The 22,497-nt window shown below is 65.1% G+C and carries 8 protein-coding genes and 4 tRNA genes; 7 read left to right on the forward strand and 5 right to left on the reverse strand.

Annotated features, from left to right (window positions below; genetic code table 11):
* The 4 genes from M0D66_RS21190 to M0D66_RS21205 all read right to left on the reverse strand — a co-directional run.
* Positions 1 to 15,676 (reverse strand): non-ribosomal peptide synthetase (locus tag M0D66_RS21190; RefSeq protein WP_266211506.1); only part of this gene is annotated, 15,676 nt, incomplete at its 3' end.
* A gap of 152 nt (positions 15,677 to 15,828) precedes the next feature.
* Positions 15,829 to 17,277 (reverse strand): peptide synthetase, encoded by a 1,449-nt coding sequence (locus M0D66_RS21195; protein ID WP_266211507.1) that lies wholly within the window; start codon positions 17,275 to 17,277, stop codon positions 15,829 to 15,831.
* Positions 17,278 to 17,361: 84 nt separating this feature from the next.
* Positions 17,362 to 18,114: a thioesterase II family protein gene (locus M0D66_RS21200; RefSeq protein WP_266211508.1), complete on the reverse strand. Its 753-nt coding sequence runs from the start codon at positions 18,112 to 18,114 to the stop codon at positions 17,362 to 17,364.
* 18 nt (positions 18,115 to 18,132) lie between these two features.
* Positions 18,133 to 18,381 (reverse strand): MbtH family NRPS accessory protein, encoded by a 249-nt coding sequence (locus tag M0D66_RS21205; RefSeq protein ID WP_093633364.1) that lies wholly within the window; start codon positions 18,379 to 18,381, stop codon positions 18,133 to 18,135.
* Between the two features lie 854 nt (positions 18,382 to 19,235).
* Here M0D66_RS21205 and M0D66_RS21210 point away from each other — a divergent pair.
* The 5 genes from M0D66_RS21210 to M0D66_RS21230 all read left to right on the forward strand — a co-directional run bounded on the left by M0D66_RS21210 (position 19,236) and on the right by M0D66_RS21230 (position 20,385).
* A tRNA-Glu gene (locus tag M0D66_RS21210) sits at positions 19,236 to 19,311 on the forward strand.
* A gap of 82 nt (positions 19,312 to 19,393) precedes the next feature.
* Positions 19,394 to 19,470 (forward strand) — tRNA-Asp (locus M0D66_RS21215).
* 61 nt (positions 19,471 to 19,531) lie between these two features.
* Positions 19,532 to 19,607, forward strand: a tRNA-Glu gene (locus tag M0D66_RS21220).
* An 83-nt stretch (positions 19,608 to 19,690) separates the two neighbouring features.
* A tRNA-Asp gene (locus M0D66_RS21225) sits at positions 19,691 to 19,767 on the forward strand.
* 153 nt (positions 19,768 to 19,920) lie between these two features.
* Positions 19,921 to 20,385 carry a GNAT family N-acetyltransferase gene (locus M0D66_RS21230; RefSeq protein ID WP_211701174.1) on the forward strand — a complete coding sequence of 155 codons (465 nt, stop codon included), beginning with the start codon at positions 19,921 to 19,923 and terminating at the stop codon, positions 20,383 to 20,385.
* Between the two features lie 39 nt (positions 20,386 to 20,424).
* On the opposite strand, the gene M0D66_RS21235 is transcribed toward M0D66_RS21230, so the two are convergent.
* Positions 20,425 to 21,294 (reverse strand): helix-turn-helix domain-containing protein, encoded by an 870-nt coding sequence (locus tag M0D66_RS21235; RefSeq protein ID WP_266211509.1) that lies wholly within the window; start codon positions 21,292 to 21,294, stop codon positions 20,425 to 20,427.
* 243 nt (positions 21,295 to 21,537) lie between these two features.
* On the opposite strand from M0D66_RS21235, the gene rraA reads away from it, so the two are divergent.
* Positions 21,538 to 22,032, forward strand: a complete 495-nt coding sequence (gene rraA / locus M0D66_RS21240) for a ribonuclease E activity regulator RraA (RefSeq protein ID WP_200617913.1) — start codon at positions 21,538 to 21,540, stop codon at positions 22,030 to 22,032.
* Between the two features lie 56 nt (positions 22,033 to 22,088).
* Positions 22,089 to 22,490, forward strand: a complete 402-nt coding sequence (locus M0D66_RS21245; RefSeq protein ID WP_093633361.1) for a gamma-glutamylcyclotransferase — start codon at positions 22,089 to 22,091, stop codon at positions 22,488 to 22,490.
* The last annotated feature ends 7 nt before the right edge of the window (positions 22,491 to 22,497 follow it).

The following is a 22,497-nucleotide window of genomic DNA, read 5'->3' on the forward strand; positions in this document are numbered from 1 at the left end:
GCAGCCGCTGGGCGATGGCCGAAGCCTGGTCAAGCAGTTCACGATACGTGAGGCTTTCCTGCTCACCGGCAAGGGCAACGGCATCAGGTCGCCGCGCCCCGGTCTGTGCGATACGCTGGCTCACTGGCACAAACGTATAACGCGCAAGCGGCACCGCCTCGCGCTTCGGCGAACTCACTGTCAGCGAGCGCAAGCGACGCGGTGCGGCATCCGCCTCAGCCTCGGCACACGTCGCCAACTGATCGAGCAACTCGACATACCCCAGCGACAACCGTTCGACGCCAGGCTGGTCGAGCCGCAAGCCGTCCCATTCCCATTCGAGCTTGAGCGCGGGTTGCGGCACGACCATCAGCGTCAGCGGATAGTGCGTGCGACCGATCGACTGCACGGCGCTCACGCGCAAGCCGTCGCCCGTATCGTTATCGCCGGCTATATTCAGCGCGTCGAGCGCGGCATCGAGCGGATAGTTTTCGAACACGAACAGGCTGTCGAACAGCGCATCGCCGCTGCGCCCGACCCAGCGCTGCAATTGCGCGAGCGGCGTGTGTTCATGGCGGCGCATCTCGACCGACTGCGTCTGCATGCGACGCAACCAGCCGCCGACGTCCTCGGCGCCAGGCACGCTCGCCCACACCGGCAAGCTGTTGATGAACAGCCCCAGCATCTGTTCGGCGCCGTCGAGCGATTCGGGCCGCCCAGACACGGTCGTGCCGAACGCCACCTGTTCGCGATTGCCGTGTCGCGCGAGCAGCAGCGCCCACGCGCTCTGCATCAGCGTATTGAGCGTGATGCCAAAGGTGCTGGCGGCCGCGCGCAGACGCGCGTCGCGTGCCGCACCCAGTTCGCGATCCAAACGATAGGCGCCAGGCTGAGGGACTGCGGGCCCCGCGACGGAGGTCGTCAGGGTCGCCGGGTCTTCGCAAGCCGCTGCGGCTGCGGACCACCACGCGCGGGCGTCCGGTTGTGCCGCAAGCCATTCGACGTAAACGCGATACGGCGTAGCGCGTTGCACCGGCTCGGCGCGCGAGTTATTCAGCGACACTTCCGGTGCAGCCGACGCATCCGACCCACGATACCCCTCGCCAATTTCCGCGAGCAAACGCGCGGCGCTCCAGCCATCGATCAGCGCATGGTGAGTGGTCCAGATGAGATCGTGAGCGCCATCGGGCCGTGCGAACAGATCGACGCGCATCAGCGGCGCACGCGCCAGGTCGAAGCCGCGCGCGAGGTCGTCGTGCATCCACGTGGCGAGTCGCGTTTCGTATGCTGCAGCGGTTTCTGCTCCCGCGCCGTACACACCGAACGGCAACTCGACAGCTCGCTCGACGACTTGCCATGCATCGTCGTCGCGCCATTCAAAACGCGTGCGCAGAATATCGTGCCGCGCAACCACGCGGTGCCAGACAGCCTGCAAGCGCGCAATGTCGAGCGAGCCGGCGAGCGTCAGCCGTCGCTGCGTGACGTACATGCCGCCGCTTCCACCGTTGCCGTTCCTGCTATCGGGCTGGGCCAGGCTGTGGAACAGCAGACCCTGCTGCATTGCCGTGGCCAGATAGGCATCCTGAACCTGCAGCGGATCGAAGCCGAGCGCGGCAAGCGCGTGCGCATCGAGCGGTACGACCGCTGCCGTCGACGGTCCGTCGACGCCGGCCGGACCCACTTGCACGACGGCGCAGAGTGCGCGCACGGTCGGCCGGGCAAACAGCTCGCGCGAGGTGAATACAAGACCAGCACGGCGCGCCTGAGCGACGACCTGGAACGCGCTGATCGAATCGCCGCCGGCCATGAAGAAGTTGTCGTCGATACCGAGCGCCGCTTGACATAGCACTTGCCGCCAGACATCGAGCAGCGCATGTTGCAAGGGCGTTTCAGGCGCTGCACGAGTGTCCGCCGACAGGTGCTCTACCGGCTCGGGCAGCGCCGTGCGGTCGATCTTGCCGTTGCGTGTCAACGGCAGCGCGTCGAGCAGACAGATGGCTGCGGGCACCAACGCTGCCGGCAAGCGGACGGCGAGCGCATCGCGCAATTGTTCAGCATCGAGCGTGTTGCCGACCGCGTAGCCGATCAGGCGCATCCGTTGCTGCGAATCCGCACGACCGATCACCACGGCGTCGCGCACGCCGGGCAGCGCGCGCAATTGCGCGGCCACTTCGGCGGGTTCGACGCGATAGCCGCGAATTTTCAGTTGATCGTCGACGCGGCCGAGGAATTCAAGCTGACCGTCGTCGAGCCGGCGCGCCTGATCGCCGGTGCGATAGACGCGTGCGCCGGGCACGAACGGATCGGGCACGAATCGACCGGCGGTGAGCGCCGCTTGCTGCCGATAGCCGCGCGCCAGCGCGACACCGCCCGCGTGGATTTCGCCACGAGCGCCGGGCAGGGCGGGATGACCGTCGGGGTCGAGCAGATAGACGCGCGCGTGATCGAGTGGGCGGCCAAGCGGCAATCCGTCATCGGCGCCGCGTTCGGACGTCATGATGCCGACGGTCGACTCGGTCGGTCCATAGTGGCCAAGAATGGCGCACTCGGGTTGCAGCAGCGAGACACGCTCGAGCAGTGCACGGGAGCTTGCTTCGCCACCCAGCAGCAACGCGCGCTTCGGCAATACCGCGTGCGCATCCGCCGCATGAAGCAGGCCTTCGAGATGGCTTGGCGCGATCTTGAGCAGATCGGCCGGATGCGCGCGGCACCAGTCGGCGTACGCGTCGGCATCGAAGGCACGCCGATCGTCGATCAACTGCAGGGTCCAGCCCGACCACAGCGCCGCCATCAAGGTCGAGTGGCCGAGATCGGCGGCCGGCGTCGACAGATACGCGGCGCTGCGAATGTCATCGGGCAGACGGGCGAGTAGCGCCTCGGTGTATGCGGCAAGCGAGCGGTGCGAGACCAGCACGCCCTTCGGCGTGCCGGTCGAGCCGGACGTGTAGATCAGGTAGGCGGCGAGATCGGCAGGCAGGGCGGCCAGTGTCGGCAATGTGGCCGATGCGGCGTCCGGCATGGATTCGCATTCGGGCGTGCATGCCACCAGCGCCACGTTGTCCGGACGCCAGTCGGCGTCTGCATCTGCGATCAGGCAATGCGCCTCGGCATCGCGGATTTGCCAACCGAGCCGTTCGCCTGGCGCGGCCGGATCGAACGGTGCATAGACGCCGCCCGCGCGCCACACGGCGAGCATTGCAACGATCAATTCCGCGCGGCGCGGCAAGACGACGGCCACGGTTGTTTCGGTACGCACACCGGCTGCGGCGAGGCGCGCGGCGAGGGCGCCGGACAGACGCCAGAGCGTCGCCCAGTCGAGCGTGCGGGTTTCATCGTGCAATGCGATTGCGGTGGGTTGGCTGTGCGCATGCTGGGCGATGCGCTTGAGCAGGCCGCCTTGCCATGCTGCCGATGCCGCAGTTTCTGGCGTCGACCGCGCCGACGTGATGTCTTTCGCGCTCCCGGTGATTTGCGCGTCGCTGGGCAGATGCAGTGCGCCGAGCGTGCGCGCGGCATTGGCCGTGAACATCGCGAGCGCCTGCTGCAATTGCGCGAGCAGACGCCGCACGGTCGCGCCGTCGAAGCGCTGCGATTGCGCGGCGAGCGTCAGCGTCAATTCATCGCCCGGTACCGCGATCAGGCTCAGCGGGAAATGATTGCGGCCATCGTGCGCATGACCGTCCGCGCCGGTGGCGAGCCGCTCGATCGCGAGACCATGCACGAGCGGCGTGCGCAGCGATGCATCGAGCGGATAGTTCTCGAATACGAAGATGCTCTCGAACAGGGGTTCGCCGGCGGCGCCGGTGATCTCGCGCTGCAATTGCGCGAGCGGCGTCTGCGCGAGTTCCTGCAACGCGAGATTGCGCGATTGCAGTGCCGCCAGCCAGGCGTGCACGGTCATCGCCGGCGGCAATTCAACCGACAGCGGCAAGGTATTGATGAACAGGCCCACCGTGTCGCCGGCGCCCGGCCAGCCGTCACCGCGGCCCGACACGGTGACGCCGAACGAGACTTCGCGCCGGTTCGCGTGACGCGACAGCAGCCAGGCCCACGCGCCCTGGATCAGTGTGTTCAACGTGACACCGGCAGCGCGGGCGAATTGTTCGGCCTGCGCCGTTAGTGCTTGCGGCAGCCGCACGGTGTGTTCGAGCGGCTGTCCGTGGTCGGCGCTGTCGGGCAGGCTAGCGTCTGCGTGTGAAGCGTGTGGAATGTGCGGAGCGTGTGATGAGGCCGCCAGCGGCAGCGGCGTGCGCGACCAGTCCGCGAGCAGCGGACGCCATTGCGCCAGCGCGTCGCCGTCGCGATTCTGCTGCTCGAGCCAGCGCACGTAGTGGCTGAATGCTGGCGCGGCGTTTGGCGTGGGTATCGAGGAGGTGCGGCTCAGTGCGGCGTCGTATGCTTGCAGCACGTCGCGCAGCACGAGCCCGATGCTCCAGCCGTCGAGTTGCGCGTGATGGAAGCGCCACACGAACCAGCGGCATTGCGTGCCGCGCTCGATCAACAGCAACTGCGCGTGCGAAGTCTGCGCAAAATCGAAACCGCGTGCCTGCACCTCGCGCCATTGCGTCGCCAGGGCGTCGCGCGCGTCGCCTTCGCTCAGATGGCGCCAGTCGAGCGAGCGCACGTCGACGGCGGCATGCTTGCGCACCAGTTGCACGGGAGCGTCGAGCCCGTCCCAACGGAAGTCGGTACGTAGCGCGGGATGCCGGTCTATCGCACTTTGCCATGCAGAGACGAACGCGTCGGCTGCGAACGGCCCGTTCAGTTCGAACACGCGTTGCAAATAGTAGGGGTCGCGCGCCGAACGTTGAGCGAGCGATATCAGGCCTTGTTGCAGTGGCGTTGCGATGCACAGGTCTTGCAGCGCCGCGCGTTGAGTCTCGGTCAATTGCAGTGCGTCGCTCAATGCTGCATCGAGTGTTTCGTCAAGCGGCGGGTTCGTGGGCGTAGCGGCAGGATTCGGCGCGTTTGCGGCCGCTTGCTCGACAGGCGTGGCGACTCGCGCCAACTGCTCGATGGTCGGGTGCTGAAACACCTGCTTCGGCGTCAGCGCGAGGCCTGCGTCCAAGGCGGCGCCGACCATCCGTAGACTAACGATCGAATCGCCGCCCGCCGCGAAGAAATCCGTCGTGACACCGAGTGCGGCGGACGGCAGCAGCGCGCGCCAGATCGTCAGCAACTGCGCTTCGAGCGCGTTGCGCGGCGCGATCAGCGTGGCGGTATCGGCGGCGGGCGCGGGCAGGCTACGCCGATCGAGCTTACCGCTCGACGTGAGCGGCAACGCGTCGAGTACGACCCACGCGGACGGAATCAGCGCTGCCGGCAGACGCTCGGCCAGCGCGTTACGCCATTGCGTGTGATCGGCCACGTGACCGTCCGCACAGACTACATATGCAACGAGATGAGGCGCGTCGCCGTCGTGACGCAGGACCACGGCTGCGTCGCGCACTTCGTCCAGCGTGCGCAGCGCGGCTTCAATTTCGGCCGGCTCGATCCGGTGTCCGCGCAGCTTCAATTGCTGATCGAGGCGGCCGAGATAATCGAGACCGCCGTCGTCGCGGCGCCGGCACAGGTCGCCGCTGCGATAGAGCCGCGCGCCGGGCGCGCCGAACAGGTCGGGCACGAAGCTCGCAGCGGTCAAGGCCGCGCGGCCGAGATAACCGCGCGCGAGGTTATCTCCGCCGATGCACAACTCCCCCACCGCACCGGGCGGCGTCGGCAAGCCGTCTGGATCGAGTACGCGCAACGCGGTATCGTGCAGCGCCTCACCCAGTGTGATGGGTGCGGCGCTTGTGACCGGCGCCATGCTCGACCAGATCGTCGTCTCGGTCGGGCCATACATATTGGAGAGCGTCATACCGCGTTCGAGCAGCGCGGCCGCCAGATCGGCCGGCAGCGCTTCGCCGCCGCATAGCGCCTGCAGTGGGCCGCGCAAGACGAGGCCGGCGCGCGCTTCACTGTCGAGTAGCATGCGCCAGCCCGCTGGCGTCGCCTGCATGACGGTGGCGCCGCTTTGCTGCATGAGCCGCAGCAGACGGGCGCCATCGAGCACCGTGTCGCGCGAGGCGAGTTCGACGCGCGCGCCGCGCGTGAGCGGCAGATGCAACTCCAGTCCGGCAATGTCGAACGATAGCGTGGTCACGCTGAGCCAGACGTCGCTGTCGTCGAAATCGAGGTGCGCGGCGACGCTCGCGAGCAGGCGGTCGAGACTCGCGTGCGTCACGCACACGCCCTTCGGTTCGCCGGTCGAGCCGGATGTGTAGATCACATAGGCGGCCTGCTGCGGTTCGACCGGCTGCGGCCAGCCCTGTGACGCTTCGTTGTGAACGTCGCTGACGCGCACCAGCGTGCGGCCGGCGAGGCAATCGGCGAGGCGGCTGGCACTGGCGTCGTCGGTGACGACGAGATCGACGCCGGCATCGTCGAGGATGCGGCGCAGACGGTGCGGCGGATGATGCGGGTCGAGTGGCACATAGGCGGCGCCCGTTTTGGTGATGCCGTACAAACCGGCGACCAGCGCGTTCGAACGTTCGACACACAAGCCGATCCGTTGCTCCGCGCGCGCGCCGAGCGACTTGAGGCGGCGGCCGATGCGGTTCGACCAGGCATCGAGTGCGGCATAGCTCAGCGCGTCGCCTTCGCAACCGAGGGCCGGTGCCGCCGGTTTGCGCGCGGCCTGCGCGGCGAGGCGTGCGCCGATTGGCTGGAAGCGATGGCCGGCGACGCGGCGCAGCACCTCACGCGACGCCTCGGCGGCCACGTTGCCGCGCGGCATGATGTTGCCGACTGCCGGGTCGTCGGCGTCGCTCAGCGCGGCGAGCACGTCACGCCAGTCGTCGGCGAGCCGGGACAGTAGCGGCGTTGTGATCCGCGCGCCATCGGCGAGCCAGACGACGCGGCCTTGCGCGTCGTTCGAAACCAGCATGGTCAGCGGATAGTGAGTGCGTTCGGTCGATTCGACCCGGCTGACGCTCAGACTGCCGAAGCGGCCACGTAACGCGGCGTCGACCGGATAGTTTTCGAACACGAGCAGGCTGTCGAACAGCGCGTCGCCGCTTTTGCCGCTCCAGTGCTGCAGATCGGCCAGCGACGTATGCTCGGCCTGGTGGCGCTCCGCCTGCGCGGTGTGCAGCGTGGACAACCACGTCGATACGCGTTGCGCGGCCGGGACTTCGATCCATACGGGCAAGCTGTTGATGAAGAGGCCGACCATCCGGCCGGCGCCCTGCAACTGCGCGGGACGTCCCGCGACGGTACTTCCGAATGCAACGTGGCGGCGATTGCCGCGCCGCGCGAGCACGAGTGCCCAGGCAGCCTGCACCAGCGTATTGACGGTGACGCGATGGCGCTGCGCCGCTTCGCGCACCCGCGCGACGAGTGCCTCGCCCAGTTGCTGCGTGAGCGTCAGCGACGCGCCGTGTTCGCGCGTTGCGCCGGCGGCCGGCGGCTGATGTTGCAGCAAGGTGGCCGGTTCGGAATGGCGGGCGAGTTGCGCCAGCCACCAGTCGCGTGGCGGCGTCTGGGCGGACAGCCATTCCACGTAGCGGCGGTACGGCAAGACTTCGGGCTGCGGCAACGGCTGCCCGGCGACGCGCGCGACGTAGTCGTCGGCGATCTCGCCCAGCAGTTGCGCGCTGCTCCAGCCATCGAGCAACGCGTGATGAATCGTGCGGACCAGATCGTGACAGCCGTCCGGACGCGTGAAAAGCGCAAGCCGCAGGAGTGGTGCGTGGGCCGGATCGAATCCGCGTTGACGGTCGGCGTCGCACCAGACTTGCAGGTCGCGCTCATACTGTGCCGGGTCGCAGGCGGACCAGTCGCATTCGACGAACGGCAACGCGGCGCTGCGCTGCACGAGTTGCAACGGATCGGCGCCGGCGGGCACGACGAAACGCGTGCGCAGAATATCGTGCCGCGCGAGCGCGGCGGCCCATGCCTCGCGCAGCGCGTCGCGATCGAGCGGACCTGCGAGGGTCAGCCGCAACTGATTGACGTAGAGGCCGTGGCCGCCGTCCATCAGCGCGTGGAACAGCAGGCCCTTTTGCAAGGGCGTGGCCGGGTAGAGATCCTGGACGTTCGCGGCGTCGAGCCGCAGTGCGTCGAGCGCGGGCTGATCGAGTCGCGCGAGCGGGAAGTCGGCGGTATCGAGCTGGACGTCGCCCTTCATGCTGCGCGCAGCGAGTGCGGCGAGTTGCGCCTCGAAATCGGTTGCGAGCGCTTGAGCGACATCCGGCGAGATCTGCGCCGGGTCGTAGCGCAGGGTGGCTGTCAAGCGGCCATTCGACACCCACGCATTGATATCGAGCGCGTACTCGAGTGGCGTGTGGTCGGCGATCGCGGCGCCGAGCGGCTCGTCGAGCGCGAACGAGAGCAGGCCCGCGAGTGCGCCGGTTTGCGGCAGGCTCTGATCGAAGCGGCCGAGATAGTTGAAGCTGATCTGCGGCCTGGCGAGCGCTTCGGCGAAACGTTCGCGCATGTGGTGCCAGTTTACGCCGCGTGACGGAATGGCGCGCAAGGTGCGGGTCGCCGCGACGAGCGGGTCGCTTCGCAGATCGAACCATGCCGGATAGCGCGTGGTGAACCAGCCGACCGTGCGGCTCGTGTCGTGCGCGGCGCTACGGTTTTCATACGTGCTTGTCTGCACGTCCTGCGGATCGCTGCTGTGAAATTCGCGGCCATGGCCTTCTAGCGACAGCAAGGCGCCGTCTGCGCCGCTCCATTGACCGAGCGATGCGCTCAGCGCGGCGAGCAGCAGTGCTTCGGTTGTGGTGCGTGCGGCGAAGGGCGCGTCGCGCAGCAGCGTAGAGGTGAGTTCCGCCGACAACTGCAGTGTGTGCGTTGCGCTATCGCGAACCCGGCGCTGCTCATCCGGCTGCTCATCCGCCTGCTTTGCCTGCCAGGCTGGCGAGCCACTGACAAGCGCTGCTTTTTTGTCATCCGGCAGTGCGGTTTCACGCAAGCACGGCGCTGCCAGCATGCGTTGCCATGACGCGTATTCCGCGTCGAGCGCCGCCGCTTCGGGCGCGCTCTGCTGCAACGCGACCCATGCGCTCCAGGGCAAGCCGCCCGACAACGTGACCGGCTGCTGCTGGGCAAGCTGTTCGTAGGCCAACTGGAACGATTCGAGCAGCACGCGCCACGACATGCCATCGACAGCCAGATGATGGATCGTCAGCAACAGACGGCCTTCGCCGCGCAGTCTGACGTACGCCGCTTTGATCAGGCGTCCGGCTTCGATATCGAGGCTTTGCTGCAACGGCGTGCCGATCGCGAGCAGACGCTCGGGCCATTGCGGGGACTCGGTGCCTCCGTCGACATCGATCACGTCGAGCAACGCGGCGGCGTCCGGCACCGAAGCGGATGCTTGCACCTGTTGCTGCCAGCCGTGAGCGTCACGGAAGAATTTGAGGCGCAGCGCATCGTGCGCGACGACGACCGCGTGCAGCGCCTGGGCGATTAAGCTTGCATCGAGTTCGCCTTGCACGCGCAATGCGACCGTCTGATTCCAGTGCGACTCGCCGTGCGGAAAGCGCTCGAAGAACCAGGCCTGAATCGGCGTGAGCGGCAGGGGTACGTGCCGCTCGGCCGGCAGTGCGAGCGCGCTCGCGCTGCCCGATTCGGCGCCTGGTGGCAACTGGGCGAGTCGCGCGATGACCGGCTGGGCGTAGAACTGCTTCAGGTTGAAATGCAGGCCGCGCTGCGCGGCCCGCGCAACCACCTGCAGGCTCAGGATCGAGTCGCCGCCGATGGCGAAGAAATTGTCGTCGATACCGATGGCATCCGTGCCCAACACGGCGCGCCAGATCGCCAGCAATTCGGCTTCCTGCGGGTTGCGTGGCGCACGAGCGGCAAGCTCGCCTTCACCATGCCCGCTGGACTCCTTCGGGTCGGGCAAGGCGCTCCGGTCGACCTTGCCGTTCAGCATCAGCGGCAGCGTCGCGAGTTGCATCAACACGGCCGGCACCATGTGGGCCGGCAGGCGTGCTTCGAGCGTATCGCGCAACGCGCCCAAATCGAGTGAGGCGGCGCCGGCCACATAGCCAATCAAACGCAGATGGCCATCCTTGCCGCGCGCTTCGACGGCGGCATCGCGCACGCCTTCGCATTGCCGCAGCATGGCTTCAATCTCGCCGGGCTCGATGCGAAAACCACGTAGCTTGATCTGCCGGTCGATCCGGCCAAGGAAATCGAAGCCGCCGTCGGCGCGGCGGCGGCACAGGTCGCCACTGCGGTAGCAGCGTGAACCGGGCACGCCGTGCGGGTCCGGCACGAAGCGCTCGGCCGTCAGGGCGGCCTGACCGATGTAGCCGCGCGCGAGCGTGGTGCCGCCGATGCACAGTTCGCCCACGGCACCGACCGGCACGGCATTGCCATCGGCGTCGACCACCTGCGCGTTGCGCGACGGGAATGGCACGCCGATCTGCACGATGGGTTGTTCGGCGTCGGCCGGCCCGGTACGGCGGTAGAGGCAGGCGACCGTCGTTTCGGTCGGGCCGTACAGATTGTCGACGTGAATCCCGCGTAGCGGGCCGGCGTTCCAACGCGCCAGCGCGTCACCCGGCAGCGCCTCGCCGCCGACGGTGATCTGCCGCAATGCACTCAGGCTCTCGCGAGCGGGCGGCGTTTGCAGCCACTGCTGCCAATAGGCGGTCGGCATGCGCGCGAAGGTGACGCGCGAGTCGATCAGACACTGGCTCAAGGTGGCAAGGTCCCACGCCTGCGGACCCCGCATGACGACGCGGCCCCCCTGCATCAGTGCGGGCAGCAGCTCATGCAAGGCGACGTCGAAGTTGATCGTGGACGATTGCAATTGGCAATCGTGTTCGGTGATGGCGTAGGTGGCGATAAAGTCGGCGAGATGCCGCGCCAGGGCGCCATGGCTGATGGCGACGCCTTTCGGCATGCCGGTCGAACCGGAGGTGTAGATGACGTAGGCAAGCTGTTCCGGATGCGAGGTCGCGAAACGACGGACTGGCTGAGACAGATCGAGATTCGGTGCCGCAGCGATGTCGAGTGTCGCGCAGGCGCTGAAGACGTCGGCGAGTCCGCCAAGACAGGCGCTGTCGCCGACGACCATGCGTACCCGTGCATCGTCGAGCATGTGGCGAAGGCGTTCGGCCGGATAGACCGGATCGAGCGGCACGAACGCCGCGCCGGCCTTCCAGATGCCGAGCAGGGCGGCGATCAGGGCGGGCGAGCGTTCGACGCACAGGCCCACGCACGCGTCGGCGCCGATGCCGGCTTCCAGCAGGCGCTGCGCGAGTTGGTCCGACCAGCGGTCGAGCGCGCCGTAGTTCAGTTGCTGCGCGTCGCATTCGAGCGCGATCCGTTGCGGATGAGTGTTGGCCGCGTGGGCGAACTGGACGGTGACCGGCAGAGGCGCGGCTTCGGCCGTTTCAGCCGTTCCGGCGGCCAGCGTATGCTGCGAATCGGCATGCGTGGCGGCCGGCTGGTGCAAGACGAAATCGCGTACGTCGAGGCTCGCGCCTTCGACCGCCTGCGCGACGATAGCGAGATACGCATCGGCCAGTTGCTCGACGGTTTCGCCGTCGAACAGATCGACCGGATAGTCGAATGCGATCTGCACGCCGTTATCGTCGCGCGCGAGATTCAGCGCGAGATCGAACGGGGTCGCCTCGGCGCCGTGCTCGAAGCGCTGCAATTGCAGCGTCGTCGAATGCAGGGCGTCGCGCCAGTCGACCTGGTCGAAGTTGAACACGGTCTGGAATAGCGGCGTTTGCCCCCGTTCGCGATGCGGTTGCAAAGCTGCGACCACGCGATGGAACGGCACGTCCTGATTCGCTTGCGCGTCGAGCAGGGCGTCGCGCGTACGGCGCAACAGAGCGTCGAACGACAGTGCGCCCGCGAGCGCAACGCGCACCACGATCGTATTGACGAAGTAGCCGATCGTGCGTTCGGTGGCGGCGTCGCGTCGGCTATTCAGCGGCACGCCGATGCGGATATCGGTCTGCCCGCCGTAGCGATAGAGCAGCGCGGCGAAGGCTGCCATCAGCGTCATCGGCAGCGTGACGCCGTGGTTGCGTGCAAGGCGGCCGGCGCGCGCGATGCATTCGGCCGGCAGGCGCCGCGTGACGCGAGCACCGGCCGACGCGCGTGTCGCGTCGCGACGGGCACCCGACAAAATGATTTCCGCGCGTGTGTCGCCGAGTTGCGCGCGCCAATAGGCGAGTTGTTCGTCGCTGCGCGTGGCGCTCAGGACACGGCGTGCGTGCTCGATGCTGGCGAAATACGTGGAAGCCTGGGCGCCGGGGGACGCCTCGCGTCCTTCGTAGCACTGAAACAGCGACTCGACGACCAGCTTGAACGACCACGCGTCGGCGACGATGTGATGCATTGTCAGTTGCAGCACGTGCTCGTCCGGGCCCACACGCACGAGCGTGGCGCGCAGCAAGGCGTCCTCGCGAAGATCGAAGGGCGCGTGCGCAACCGCGATCAGATGATCCTGGAGATGCGCCTCGCGGCTCGCGGCATCGAACGACGTGACGTCGGCGACGTGCCAGTCGAAGCGCGGCGCGGCGCTGCAAACCTGATGCGGCACGCCGTCGTGTTCGTCGAAGCGCACCCGCAGCGCGTCGTGACTCGCGCAGACTTGCGCGAGGGCGTCGTGCAGTCGCGCTGCGTCGAGTGCGCCGCGCGCACGCAACGCACCGGACACGTGATACGCGGTGCTCGCCGGATCGAGCTTCCACTCGAAGTAGAGACCTTCCTGGGCCGGCGACAGTGGGAACGTCGCGCCGGTCGCGACGACGCCGGCATGCGTGCCGGTGGCGTCGGTCTGCACAAGCGTTGCGGCCGAGGCGCTCGCGTTTTGCTGTGCCAGCCAACTGGCTTGCAGCGCAACTGTACGTGCCTCGAAAACGAGTCGCACGGGGGGGACCACGCCGAATGTCTCGCCGATCCGCGCAGTCAGTCGTGCGGCTTTCAGCGAGTCGCCGCCGAGATCGAAGAAGTCGTCGTCGATGCCGAGCCGTGCGTGCCCGAATACGGCCTCCCATACCCCGGCCAGACTGTGCTCCAGCGCTGACGCCGGTGCGCGATAGGGCGCGCGTGCCAGCGTGGCGCCCACATCCTCGGCACGCCGATAGACGGCAACCGTGGGCAGCGTGCGTTCGCGCCAGCCGGCGGCGCAGGCGCTGCGGCGCAGTTTGCCACTCGAGGTGCGCGGCAGCTTGCCGGGCGCAAGCAACAGAATCACGCTAGCCGGTTCGCCGTGGGTTTCGGCAATCGCCCGATTGATCTGTGCAAAGAGTTCGGTGGGATCGGCCTTCGCGACGGCATGTGAAACTTCGGCGGCGATGCCGATGCCTTCGGTGCCATTCTCTGTTGCCGCGAACGCGATGATCCGGCCTTTGCGAACGCGTTCGACCCGCTTCGCGAGCATCGCCTCGACATCCTGCGGATAAGTGTTCTGTCCACGGACGATAATCAGATCCTTGACGCGGCCGGTGACGAACAATTCGCCGTCCAGCACGCAACCGAGGTCGCCGGTACGCAGCCAGCGTTCAGCCGGCGCGTCGCCTGTCACGAACGTTTCGGCGCTCGCTTCCGGATTTTGCCAATAGCCGGTTGCGACGCTCGGCCCGCTGACCCAGATTTCGCCGATCCGACCATCATCAAGCACTGCATGCGATCCGGACTCGACGACGCGCACGCCATGCGCCTGAGGAACCCGCCCGCAACTCACTAGCACGACGCCTTCGCCCGTCGTGTTGAGCGCACCCTCGCTGAGCGCTTGCGGCGCGACGTGGCGCACGGTCATCCCCTTGCCGGGCTCGGCACCGCTCACGAGCAGGGTGGCTTCGGCGAGACCGTAGCAGGGGAAGAGCGCGTTGGCGTCGAAACCTTGTGCGGCGAAATGGCCGGCGAACTGGCTGAGCGTCTCCGCGCGAATCGGCTCTGCCCCGCAGAAGGCGACGCGCCAACTGTCGAGTGCGATCCCTTCGAGTTGTGCGGCGCGTACGCGATCGGCGCACAACTGGAACGCAAAATTCGGCCCGCCGCTGACCGTGCCGCGATACGCGGCAATCGCCTTCAACCAGCGGATCGGTGCTTCGAGAAAATGCTGCGGCGTCATCAGGACGAGCGGAAAGCCACCGAACAGCGGCGCGATGAGGCCGCCGATCAGACCCATGTCATGAAACAGCGGCAGCCAGCTGACCATCGTATCGGCGGGCGTGAAGGCCATGGCGGCGCTGATCGCGCGTTCGTTCGCGATGAGGTTCGCGTGGCTGACCATGACGCCTTTCGCGGTGCTGGTCGAACCTGAGGTGTATTGCAGGAAGGCGATCGTCGTACCGTCGATGTCAATGGGTGCGTTCGAAGTTGCGGCGTTGCTGCGCATCGGGTCGTCAACCGGCAGCGTGAGTGGTGTGACGGCTTCGCTGCCAGGCTGCGCGTACTCGTCGGCGAGCGCGTGAACGGCGTCCGCGTGCGCCAGATCGGTGAGCAGCAGACGTGGCTGGGCGTCGTCGAGAATCGCCAGCAGCCGTTCGAATTGCTGCGCCTGGGTGGGCTCGGGCGGATACACCGGTACGGCCGCAATGCCGGCATGCAGACAGGCGAGAAACGCGACCGGGTAGTCGAGTCCCGACGGCAGCAGCAACATGGCCCGGTCGCCTGGCGCGGCGTGGCTACGCAATGTGGCGGCGAGTTCACGGGCGCGGGTGTCGAGTTCGCGATAGGTCAGCGTGCGCTCGTCGCGTTCGCCGTCGGCGAGAAAGCGGATGGCGATCTGCTCAGGTTGCCGTTCGAGGTGCCCGGCGAGCGCGTCGAGCAAGGTCGCTGGCGGCTTCGCTACCGCCGAATGTGCGCTCGTTAAGGTCGATGCGGGCGGCGCCGCCTGCGTCCCGCCGTGCTGGTTCGATTCGATCGCGGCTTGCATCAAGCCAGGATTGCGCCGCAGGAACGGGCACGCGCCGAAGTTCGGTGTTTCGTCGTCGGGCAGAAAATATTGCTTCCACTCGCGATTGTCCGTGTCGCCGAAATAGCCGAGATCGGCGTGCGGTGGCACTTCGTCCCAGATGTTCAGGCGGCGGCGCACTTCGGAGCGCGCCTGTGTGCTGATTGCCCGGTTCGTGACCTTATCGACGAACACGGCGCGCGGCTGGAACAGCAGCACCATGCCGGGCCCGAGATTGCGGCTGTGACGCGCGCCGAACGACGGGCACGCGCACACGACAAAAGTCTCCAGACCGGCGAAGGAAAACTCCCAATCCGGATGCGACGGGTCGAGTTGCTGCCCCACCTTGGGATCGGGGTCGCGGTCGTGGAGATATTGCAGCGTGTGCCAGAACGCGTCGTGATAGGCCTCGTGCGAAAGCGGCTGTGTGTCGGGCTCGAAAAAGATTGCGATGTTGTTCTTTTCGTACTGCGGCAGCGTGGCGAGTTCGGCAAAGGCCGCCATGGTGTCCGGCAGTGACGAGATGTCCTTGCCGTCGACCCACGAGTAGAACATTTCGCCGCGCTTTTCCGCCTGGGTGCCGAAGAAGCATGGATAACCCGGGTCCATCACGTCGGCGCGCAGGCGCTCGTACGACGCAGGCAACCAGTCGGGTAACGCACGATCGAACGTGCTTGCGCCCACTCGGCGCCCCAGGATGATGCGGGAGCGCCAGTCGGATACGTCAATCGTGTCGCTTTCGAGATTCGGGCGAACAGGGTCCTTTTCAGGCTGCATCAGGTGCTCCAGATGTGCGTGTGCTAACGCCGGCTTGCGATGCGCGAGCCGGACGGCTTGATCCGGGGGGACAGGCGGCTCTGTGATCGAGCCTTGAGTGAACGGCGTGGGCGGGATTCAGGCGCGGCCCGAGTCCCGCCGGCCGATGTGCGTCAGGTGGTTGCCGTTGTGACGGCGGCGCTGCCCGCGGTCGATGGATCGGTGAGTTCGGCGATCCACTCGTCCGGAATGATCGGCTGGTGATACGTGCACGAATCGGACTCGACGGTCGAGCCGTGCAGACGCCCGTCGGGAATCAGCACCATGTCGCCGGGATGCATCGAAAGCTTCATGCCGAGGTTGCCCCAGAACAGCATGTCGCCGCTTTCGATCACGACCAGCCGATGTTCGTTGTGCACGTGGGTGGTCGAGCAGAGTTCATGAGGTTCGATGAACGTGTCGCGGTCGATGTCCGGAAAATCGATCTCGATCTTGTCGTAGATCCGGCGTGCGTACTCGCAATACGTTTCAATCGACGATAGCCAGTCCAGTTGTTCGCCGAGGTCCCAGCGTGCGCGCTGCGCCAGCAATTGCGCGCCGGCCACGCCCTGCGCGAACTGGTGCAATGCCTGCTCGCCGTGCCGCGCGATAAGCGTGTCGATCGTGCGTTCGAAGCGTGTTTGCAGGTCCGCGCGCAACGTCTCGACACTAGCGCCTGCGGCGGCGCCGGGCGCGATGTGGGCACAGGCTTTGAGCAGCGCGCCGCCAAAGGCGAGATGCTCGGCCTCGGCAACGAACGCCGCGCCGGCGAGCGCGAATGCGCGGTCCGGCCGCGAGCCGAGTGCGTAGAGCAGATTGCAGCGGGCCAGCGTGGTCGGCAGATAGAACTGCCAGTACGAATGGGTCTGGCGCGTGACGCCGCACATGCCGGCAATGCGCGCGAAGGTTGCGTCGTCCGGCAGCTGGCTCGATAGACTCGGGCGAAGTTCGGGATCGAGCCAGTCGAAATAGTTGGAGCCGGCAGCCCGTGCCAGCGCGGTACGGCGCGACGGCAGCGTCGCCCAGCGCTGAATGACGATGAAGCGCAAGCCTTCTTCGAGGAAGTCGCGCTGCAGCAGTCTGTCAAAGCGTGTGCTCCAGAACTGCAGTTCGTCATTCAGGGTTGCGGTGAGGCGTGTGCTGAGTGTTGCGCGGGTTTCGCCGGGTTGCGCCTGATCGCCCAGATAGTCGAATGCGTACGCTTCCAGGTAAGGGCGGATCTGCGCGCCGATGATGCGCTGTTTGTCGGCGTAAAACGAAGCACAACGCTGTTGCTCGTCGTGACTGCGGCCCGGTGCGCGGGCGATGTCGAGCTCGTTTAGCGTCAACAGCGTGCGGTTGGTGGCGAGCGACGGCAACCGGCTGACGTTGTCGGCGCGTACGGGTTTCTGGTACTGCAGAAAGTTGAAGTCTTCCGGCCGCAGCGGTCGCCGGTAGAAATCGTCGTCCAGCACCAGTTCATCCACCGATGCGCTGCGGAATGGATCGCACGCTGCGAATTCGCGTAGCAGCGACAGAAAAGTTTCACGCTGCGGATGCTGCGCGGCGAAATCGAACAGGGCGGGGAAGACGGTTGGGTTCATGGGAAAGCGACTCCATTGCATTGAACAGGGCGGCTATGAGCGCAGCGAGCAGGTAACGCGCTGCGCGTACCGCTGACGGCCGCGTTAGCCGATAGATTGCAGGTCTGCGTGCGTCTGCTCCAACGTGGCATGCCGCAACGAAACAGCGATCGCGTCGATCAGTTCGGCGCGATGACTGTCGATGAAAAAATGGCCGCCGTCGAAAATCGAGCGATCGAAGGCGCCGCGGCTCTCGTCGCGCCACGCATCGAGCTTGAGCGCATCTTGCGTGACGTCGTCGCGACTGCCGCCGAATGCGTGGATCGGACAATCAAGCGGATTCCGTGTGCCGGGGCGCGGCGCGCGCCACGTGCCATACAGATGGAAATCGTTGCGCACTACCGGCACGATCAGTTCGACAAACTCACGATCCGCCAGCAACTCCGCCGAGGTCTGACCGAACGCCTTCAATTCGTCGAGCACATCCTGCTCCGGGCACACCAGCCAATCCGTTTCAGCCACGTGATGCGCCGGTGCGGGACAGCCGGACACGCCGAGCCAGCAAGGCTCGACACCGGTCCGCTGACACAGCGCGTGAGCTAACTCGAATGCGAGCAGCGCGCCGAGGCTGTGTCCGAACAATGCGAAAGGGCGATTGGGCTGTGAGCGCACGTCGGCGACCAGTCGGTCGATCAGACGCCCCCAATCCGGCAACAACGCCTCGTCGAGACGCACGCCGCGGCCAGGTAAATGCAATGGCGCGATCCGTAGCCACGACGGTGCCGCTTGTGGCCATTCCCGATAGACGGCCGCCGCCCCGCCCGCATACGGCAGGCAAAACAATGTGATCGGCTGCATGGAAGGTGCGTTAGTGCATTAGTGCGTTGCTGCGCCGACGGGGGCTGCACTCGCGGTTTCAGCCGGAGCGTCCATCGCCTGGCGCAGGCTGAGCGGGCGCATGTCGACCCACACTTCGTCGATATATGCGAGGCATTCGGCTTTGGTGCCCTGCTTGCCCGCGGTGTTCCAGCCAGCCGGCAAGTTTTTGTAAGTAGGCCAAATTGAATATTGTTCTTCGTGATTCACGACTACGTCATAAACGGTATTTTCGTCGCCCCAGCTCATATTTTCCTCGTTAGTAATCCAAATTACCTATGCCAAAGGAATAGGTGTTTAGAGTGGTTGAATTGCATGGGTGAAAGGGTTCGCGAACCGCTACTATTGCGAATTCTTTCGGCGGTATCTCTATTTTCTTGCGTGGATACGCTGGCTTGAAGATTGATAAGCAGAATAGGGCAACGTAGGAAGTCCGTCAAGGAATGAGAATGATTCTCATCTTCATTTCGGGGTTATTGGTCGATTGCCTCGCACGACAAGAGCTTCCGGAGCGGACGACGATGGAATCTGTACCGCGACCCGGCATCACGGATGCAGTACAACCCGGCGAAGGTCGGCATGGCGGCCTCTCTCAATCTTGATATGGTTGTGTTCGCGTCTCGGCGATCTTCTGTTGATAGCGGCTTTTGCACTTGGCACACATGGGCTAGGTGCTTCGGGTGCATAGGCATCCGAAGGCCGTCTGGATGTCGGATAGAGCGGTGAAAGAAAATTCTTGCGCGGTGAAAAGGTAGCTGCGTATAATTGCGTTCTTCGCTGCTGTGACTTCCGGGACAAGTTGCAAGAGGGTGTTTCAGAGCGAGATGTTGTTGGAAAGCGTCGAATCGTAGATCATGTACTCCAAGTCGTACCGGATGGGGCTCGTGATTCACGAGAGCCTTTGGTGGCGTAGGTCTGCAGGGAATTTTTCGATCCCGCTTACCCCTATCAGAGCAGAGTGAAGTCGTTCCGAAGTCTGGAGCTTGTAGCAAAAAAGACTTCACAAACAGCTGTAACGTAGTTAGAATATCGGTCTTTGCTGCTGACGAAAACGAAGTTAGCGTGAATTAGCAGCAAGATAAAGACAAATCTGAAAAGATTATGTCCCCTTCGTCTAGAGGCCTAGGACATCACCCTTTCACGGTGAGTACAGGGGTTCGAATCCCCTAGGGGACGCCAAACATCAGCGTCGCTTGGTAGTAGTAAAGCAGCGCAGCTTGCAGAGAAAAAACCAACGCTCGCAAGTCATGATAGGCAAACTGGAGTGGTAGTTCAGTTGGTTAGAATACCGGCCTGTCACGCCGGGGGTCGCGGGTTCGAGTCCCGTCCACTCCGCCAGACAAAGCCCGTTCATACAAACCTGAACGGGCTTTTTCATTAAAGGTGTAAGCAGTACGTTGTCCCCTTCGTCTAGAGGCCTAGGACATCACCCTTTCACGGTGAGTACAGGGGTTCGAATCCCCTAGGGGACGCCAGCAACATCGGCGTCGTTCGGTTAGCAGTATGAGCGGTGCAAGTGGTAAATGAGCCAGGCTCATAAGCTACGGTGCAAAAATCTGGAGCGGTAGTTCAGTTGGTTAGAATACCGGCCTGTCACGCCGGGGGTCGCGGGTTCGAGTCCCGTCCGCTCCGCCAGATTTTAAGAAGCCCACTTCGAAAGAAGTGGGCTTTTTTTATTTCCGCAGCCGGTTCGCCTGGGTATCGTCCGGGTATGCTCGGGACAAACAGCCATTGCCAGCGCACGCGGCCTGTTTTACCGTTGACCCGACTCATCTTCGTCGTTCCACCATGTTCGATCCAACCGAAGCTCCGTCACCGTTTCATCTGCGCCCGGCCAGCATGGACGATTTCGAGTTCGCCGAGGCGCTGACTCGCAATAACATGGGCGGCTACTATCGTCGGCACCATCTGGTGTGGCGTGGCGATCTGTTTCTCGGCAGTTGGCGCGAGTCGGAGAATTTCATTCTCGAAGTGGGCGGCGCGCCGATCGGTGTGCTGCGCATCACCCAGGAAGGCGATTCGCTACATATCCGCGACGTGCAGATTGCCGAAGGGCATCGGCGCCTCGGCGCCGGCACGTATCTGCTCGATATGTCGCATCAATGGGCGCGCGAGCGCGGGCTGCGCGAGTTGCAGTTGCGCGTGTTCGTCGACAATCCTGCCGCGCGGCTGTACCAACGCAAGGGGTACAAGCTGGCGGGGCCGCGTCTGGCGCAACTCGGGGCGATCCGTCATCTGGCGCGGCGCGTTTGACGCACTGCGGCGAGTGGCTGCCGGTTACGCTTTACGCCGTCACTTTTGCGCGGTCTCTTCGTCCGCCTCGCTATCGCCGCGATCTCCACTCTCTACACGATGTTCAGCGCCACGCTCGATGAACGCTCGTGGGCTTTCGCCGAATGCTCGCCGGAACATCGCAGAGAACGCACTCTGACTCTGATAGCCCAGTTCCTGCGCTACATGTGAAAGCGGCCGCCCCTGGCTCAACAGCGGAATCGCGCGCGCGAGAATGGCCTGCTGACGCCATTGCGAAAAGCTCACGCCCAACTCCTGACGAAACAGCCGCGCAATCGTGCGCGTACTCGCCCCCACGCTCGATGCCCACTGTTCGAGCGATTCGCCATGCGTCGGGTCCGCGATCACGGCCTCGCATAACGCGCGCAAACGCTTTTCGTTCGGCATCGGCACCGATAGCGGCAGCGGTTCCGAACGCGTCAGTTCATCGAGTGCAAGCGCGCCTAGCAATTGTTCGCGCGTCACCGAGATGCCTGGCGTGTCGAGCGCGGCGATGACTTCGCGTAGCAGATCCGATACTTCGACCACACGGGGCGTGTCCAGTCCGGCCGGGACGGTACTTTCGGTGATGTAGAGCGTGCGCAGAAAGGCATCTTCGACTGCGACCACTTCGTGTGTCACGTGCGGCGGCACCCAGATCGCCCGGGATGGCGGCACCATCCATGTCGTGCCGGTCGTCGCAACCCGCAGCACGCCGCGTGATGCATAGGCCACTTGGGCCCATGCATGCGTGTGTCGCGCGATACGCCAGCCCGAAGGCATCAGCCGCGAGCGCACGCGGATCGGGTGCGTTTGCGTCGGCTGGAATTCGGGCGGGATGTCGGCGAAGTGGACCTGGCTCGACAGGGCTGAGTCAGTGGACGAATTCATCTTGAAGATCGATCCAATGGATGGAACGCAAAAACGCAGTAGGTGTATGCGCGCAACCTGCAACCTGCAACCCGCAAGCAGGGAGCGCTCACGCATAGAGCCATCAAGCGCGGACCTGAGTGCGCGGGCCAGGCAAGACCCAAAGGCCCAGACCCAAAACCACCGCGAGCCTCTCATTGTAGGTGTTACGTCGGAGTCAACGTTGCATAATGTCCCGATTGCACGGATCCCGAGGAGAAGGTCATGAGTTTTGCAACCGCCGACTTGTGCGACGCACACGAGGACCAACTGGCGCTGGGCACACTGCGCGTGCTCGAACCGGTCTTTCATCTCTTCAGCCGTGCCGAGTGTTTCAGCGGCGAGGCGGTCACGCTAAAGGTGTTCGAAGACAACGCGCTCGTGCGCGCCACCCTAGAGGAGAAGGGCGCCGGCCGGGTGCTGGTCGTCGACGGTGGTGGCAGTCTGCGTTGCGCCCTCGTGGGCGGCAACCTCGCGCAAATCGCCGAACAGAATGGCTGGGCGGGCATCGTGCTGAACGGCTGCGTGCGAGACGCGCTTGAGCTCAATGAAGTCAATGTCGGCGTCGCGGCGCTGACGACCTGCCCACGGCGTGGCAAGAAGCTCGGCGCCGGCGAGCGCGACGTGCCGGTGCAATTGCCGGGCGCGCTCGTACGCCCGGGCGAATGGATCTATGTGGATATCGACGGCGTGCTGGTGGCGAGCGCGCCGCTGAACTGAACCCTAGGCAACAGCCGGGGGCAAGCCGAACTCATCATCAAGGAGAACAAACGACGATGCAGACCGTTTTTGTATACGGCACGTTGCGAGCCGGTGAAGTGAACGATCTTAGAGAGGCTGCGGCGCGCAACGAGATCGCCGCACCGAATCTGCTCGGCACGGCCACGGTGCGCGGCCATCTATTCGACTTCGGTCTGTACCCGGGCCTCGTGGTCGACGAAGCGGGCGTAGACGTCACGGGCGACGTCTACGAAATCGACGATGAACTGGTTGCGGTGCTCGACGAGATCGAAGCCGTGTATCCCGGTGTTGAAGATCGATTCCTCGCGCGGGAAGTGATGGTGAAAGTCGACGGTAACGTCGTGAACTGCCGGTTCTATCCGGTTGCGCCTCAGGCGGCGAAGGGGCTTCCGGAAATCAGGTCGGGTGATTGGGTCGAGTACCGCAGCACGCGCTGACAGGGTG

Origin of the sequence: Paraburkholderia sp. SECH2, from assembly GCF_030464795.1 — a bacterium.
Classification (GTDB): Bacteria; Pseudomonadota; Gammaproteobacteria; order Burkholderiales; family Burkholderiaceae; genus Paraburkholderia; species Paraburkholderia aspalathi.

Bases quoted from the DNA above. Each gene is read 5' to 3' on its own strand.
- M0D66_RS21195 (WP_266211507.1), bottom strand. From the start codon at position 17,277: ATGAACCCAACCGTCTTCCCCGCCCTGTTCGATTTCGCCGCGCAGCAT.
- M0D66_RS21200 (WP_266211508.1), bottom strand. From the start codon at position 18,114: ATGCAGCCGATCACATTGTTTTGCCTGCCGTATGCGGGCGGGGCGGCG.
- M0D66_RS21205 (WP_093633364.1), bottom strand. From the start codon at position 18,381: ATGAGCTGGGGCGACGAAAATACCGTTTATGACGTAGTCGTGAATCAC.
- M0D66_RS21230 (WP_211701174.1), top strand. From the start codon at position 19,921: ATGTTCGATCCAACCGAAGCTCCGTCACCGTTTCATCTGCGCCCGGCC.
- M0D66_RS21235 (WP_266211509.1), bottom strand. From the start codon at position 21,294: ATGAATTCGTCCACTGACTCAGCCCTGTCGAGCCAGGTCCACTTCGCC.
- rraA (WP_200617913.1), top strand. From the start codon at position 21,538: ATGAGTTTTGCAACCGCCGACTTGTGCGACGCACACGAGGACCAACTG.
- M0D66_RS21245 (WP_093633361.1), top strand. From the start codon at position 22,089: ATGCAGACCGTTTTTGTATACGGCACGTTGCGAGCCGGTGAAGTGAAC.